5 protein-coding genes are annotated in these 3,706 nt (G+C 54.0%); 1 reads left to right on the plus strand and 4 read right to left on the minus strand.

The genetic code is table 11. The annotated features are described in order from the left end of the window. Positions 1-84 precede the first annotated feature (84 nt). A complete protein-coding gene (locus BFP96_RS28320; RefSeq protein WP_065936064.1) occupies positions 85-567 on the minus strand; it encodes a GNAT family N-acetyltransferase in 483 nt (160 codons plus the stop codon). A 119-nt stretch (positions 568-686) separates the two neighbouring features. Between BFP96_RS28320 and BFP96_RS28325 the strand changes: the two genes are divergently transcribed. After that, on the plus strand, positions 687-1,202 hold the full coding sequence (locus BFP96_RS28325) for a GNAT family N-acetyltransferase (protein WP_065936065.1): 516 nt from the start codon (positions 687-689) through the stop codon (positions 1,200-1,202). Between the two features lie 107 nt (positions 1,203-1,309). On the opposite strand, the gene BFP96_RS28330 is transcribed toward BFP96_RS28325, so the two are convergent. The 3 genes from BFP96_RS28330 to BFP96_RS28345 all read right to left on the minus strand — a co-directional run bounded on the left by BFP96_RS28330 (position 1,310) and on the right by BFP96_RS28345 (position 3,683). Further along, a complete protein-coding gene (locus BFP96_RS28330; RefSeq protein ID WP_065937448.1) occupies positions 1,310-1,849 on the minus strand; it encodes an AAA family ATPase in 540 nt (179 codons plus the stop codon). Between the two features lie 277 nt (positions 1,850-2,126). Continuing rightward, the gene (locus tag BFP96_RS28335) at positions 2,127-2,681 is read right to left on the minus strand and encodes a hypothetical protein (protein WP_065937449.1); all 555 of its coding nucleotides are present in this window, start codon (positions 2,679-2,681) and stop codon (positions 2,127-2,129) included. Positions 2,682-3,449: 768 nt separating this feature from the next. Further along, positions 3,450-3,683, minus strand: coding sequence for a DUF6124 family protein (locus BFP96_RS28345; protein ID WP_065937450.1), 234 nt, complete (start codon positions 3,681-3,683; stop codon positions 3,450-3,452). Positions 3,684-3,706: the final 23 nt, after the last annotated feature.

Consider the following 3,706-nt stretch of genomic DNA (forward strand, 5'->3'; position numbering starts at 1 on the left):
TAGCGCTTGAACCCGGCTGGCCAAGCTGAAAACGAGCCTGTTGAAAAGGCAGAGCTTGCGTACGTCGAGGTGCATCATATCCAGCTAGCAGGCTGGGCCAATCGCCGGAACATTCTGACGAACATAATAATTGTCGAATTCACTGCTTTCGATGAACTGGAAGCCATGGCGGGTATAAAAGCGATTGGAAGCGCTTTCCTTGAGAGCACCCACTTTAATAGGAAGCGCAGCTGCATCCGCCTCTTTGAAAATCTGCGTGAGAACAGCAGACCCCACCCCTGATCCTTGCGCGCTCGTCCTTACATACAAGTGGTCTAGCAAGAGTTCATTGTGGTGATGTTTGACCACTACGAAACCCACCCTCTCTCCAGATACCTCGATGTAACGTGTGCAGCGAGCTTCAAAACCGCCAAGAAACCGCTCCCGCGCACGGACCGGATCAAACCGCCCAACACGCTCCAGACTTTCGCGCATGGCCTCAATTCGAATAGCTACCAGATTATCCAAGTCGCTCTGTTGAGCGGGGACCAAAGTGATGGGGGAATTTTGATTGGGTGTGACGGGCATAGGGTGTGCTCCAACTACCATCCTGGGGGCTCAGTATAGAGAGCCTGACACTGATGAAGCGACCCGCATGGTATGTTCACGGCATAAATGGAGTAATGGACCCCAGGAAGGAAATTGCAATGCCAGTCGACACCCACCCAATCCGCATTCTCTCGCAACGCCTTAGTATTGAGCCCTTCTGCGAGCAGGACGCTGCTGAGTCTTTCCCTTGTCTCACACCGTCTCTGACTCGCTACATGTCCTGGGAGCCGCCTGCCTCGCTAGAAGAGTACGCGCAAGTCTGGGAGCAGTGGCTGCCTGCGATAGCGGATGGCAGCGACATCGTGTTCACGGTCAGGGAACTGGTGAGTGCCCGTTTTACCGGCTTGGTCGGGCTGCACCATACCGGCAGTGAAACACCGGAGTTAGGTATCTGGATCCGTGAAGATAAACACGGGCTGGGCTTTGGTGGTGAAGCGGTGCGGGCGGTTGTTCAGTGGGCTAGCAAGCGGGTGGCGGCAAAGCACTTCATCTACCCTGTTGCGACGCAGAACCGTGCGAGTCGACGTATTGCCGAAGCTTTGAGGGGAGTCGTCATTGAGAGGCGAATGACGGAGAAATATGATTCGGTTGTGTACCAGATACCGGGGGTTTAACTCTGGGTAACAGGTTTGCCGATTGTTGTCCTTCACGAACGGTAGAAACCGGCCAGAAGCGGCCACTCATAACCGGCGGTTTCCGCAGTGAATTGGGCAACCGTCGATCAATTTCGCGGAGTCTGGACAGTCGAATTTCCAATGTTCGCGAGAAAAATGCCGGTATCCCGATCAGAACGCAGACAAACCACGCGGCAAGATGATGGCGCCGCTGCAACAAGTTGCTGCATCTTTTCTCGCGCTGTCTTTTTCGTCCGCCACATGAATCTAAAAAACTCCGGCAGGTTCATCAGCAGTTCGGGGCAGTTCTCCGGCAAGTCAGGCCGAGACTGACCGCGTTGGAGCAGCGTTCTGCGCAGTACGCGCAAGAATCGAAGCGTCGCCGAACGATCAATCCATATCAAAAGATCTGCACGGGCCAGCCGGTTGTCCCAAGTTGCTGAATGGCCACCTTCGAATATCCAACAATCTCGGGCTTCTACATCGAGACAAAGCTGGGTCTTCTCGTCCCGAGTTCGTTCGATCCACCCTGGCTTCCAGTGGATAGTGTCGATATGAACGACCGGCAAGCCCGTGCGCTGACCAAGCTCACGCGCCAAAGTGCTTTTGCCTGACCCAGGTTGACCAACGATCATCACCCGTTGCATCGAAGCTCCTTCTCGCTATGCAAGCTGATTTTTTGGGGGGGCGATTTTACGTCTATGCCTATCTCAGTCAACAACAAGCGGTCAGCATGACAGGCAGCTTGCCAACGGATCCCTGGGGCATAGGGATTTTTGCCGGGGTTGAAGTTGCGTATGCCGCGCGGTGAGTCAGGTCGCATGGGGTGCCTTCAGTCTAAGCGCCGTGGAATTGCGGCGCGGGCTGCTCACGCCGCTAGGGTTAGCGGCGTGGGACTTGGCAGCTTTTCATCGGGTTTAAACTTCAGGTAGTTTTACTTTTGGTCTTGGGGTTTTGGATGCTGCTTTCCCGGAAGTCGAACAATTGAGCCAGTAACGCTTGAAAGAAGCCAATTTTTGGCAGTTCCTTTTTTTTGAATCCCATGGCCCGCATCATTTCGTTGTGACACATGGCATTGAGGACGTGCATCACAGGTGGTTCTTCGGCCTCGATGTTCAGACGCTCGGTCTGTACTTGAAGTAAGCGGTCCTCGCACTCCACGCCCAGCATGCTTTTTTCCAATTCAACGTACTTGCGCATGAAGTCGGTATGGTCGCGGCCCCGTTGCGCGCTGCCCACAACCAAGTTGATGGACGATACGATGGTGACGATGGCGGAAGACACCAGCGCTACCGATTTGGCATTCTCTTCCAGCACACCATAAATGGCCGCTGACCCGAATATCAGGGACAGCATGTTGGAGAGCTTGTCCAAGCGGTCGTAGAACGCACGGAGACGTTGGTGATATCGGATTGAGCGGCGCACGCTGAACTGCGTGGTGTACCACCGGTCTGCAAGTTCAGTTGTTGTTGCTGCCATCCCTGTCCCCTCTGCCAGGCCGTGGTGGCGGTTGAAGTGTGTCTACCACGTCAGGAAATCCTCGGTCGATGCGGTGTTCGAAGTCCGGTTGAGGGTGGCTGATGCCGTGGTCGTTATTGTGATGGATTTCATCATTGTCTTCTCTGCGGCCACGATCACGGTGGTCATCTCTATCCCTTCGCATTGTTGTTATTCCTTGCTGTGGTTGTGTGGGCGCGCCGGCGTGATGGCGCTTTGGTTCAATGCGCACTTTAATGTGCTTTCGGCTCGGTTTGTAGCGCTTCGTCAAATGTCGTGAGATTTGGCTGGTGCGATCCCATCGCCAGGCATACTGTAGGATTTAGAAATAAATGCGATGTTTTGGAAATTAATACGACACACAAAAATGAACGTTTGGGCATAGCCAGCATTGGGCATCATGAATGACCGCTTCTGGCCGATTCTGTTGAAAAAGTCGGCCGTGTTTTCTAAAGCAGAAAAGTACGCGTCGGAGATTGAAATCCTGAATGTCCGCAGAGCCTTTCAGGCTGAGATTTCACGTAGAAGCGTGCTGAAGAGGCGCTTTCACCCATCCATCCTACGGCATTCTGAAAAAACCGACTTTTTCAACAGAATCGGCCGAAAGCAGTCGCCGCTTTCGTCATCGCAGAGGGTTTTGTGCTGGGGCTGGAGTCCACCAAGGTGATCAAAACACAAATCGCCGAGTCGTTGTACGTGGCTTACGACGACGCGGCGAGTTATCTAGCTATTGAGTCGAAGGGTTAATCATCAGCCAGGGCAGGGCGCTTCGCGGTCAAGAAGTCTGGCGGTGAGGAGTACGCCCAGTTCGCTCAGTTGGTGGATGGCGAGGGCGATGTCGCGGTGTTTGCCGTTGAGGTCTTCGGACAGGTCGAGCAGCAGGGTGCTGACGCTGGTGAAGGCTTCGTAGCTATTGGTGATGAGGGTTTCGTTGCTGGCGTTGGGGGCAACGTTGAAGAGGGCACTTGAATCTGCTTTTGACATGAGTAGACATCCTGAGTGATGCC

Origin of the sequence: Pseudomonas sp. 34 E 7, assembly GCF_900005715.1 — a bacterium.
Taxonomy (GTDB): domain Bacteria; phylum Pseudomonadota; class Gammaproteobacteria; order Pseudomonadales; family Pseudomonadaceae; genus Aquipseudomonas; species Aquipseudomonas orientalis_A.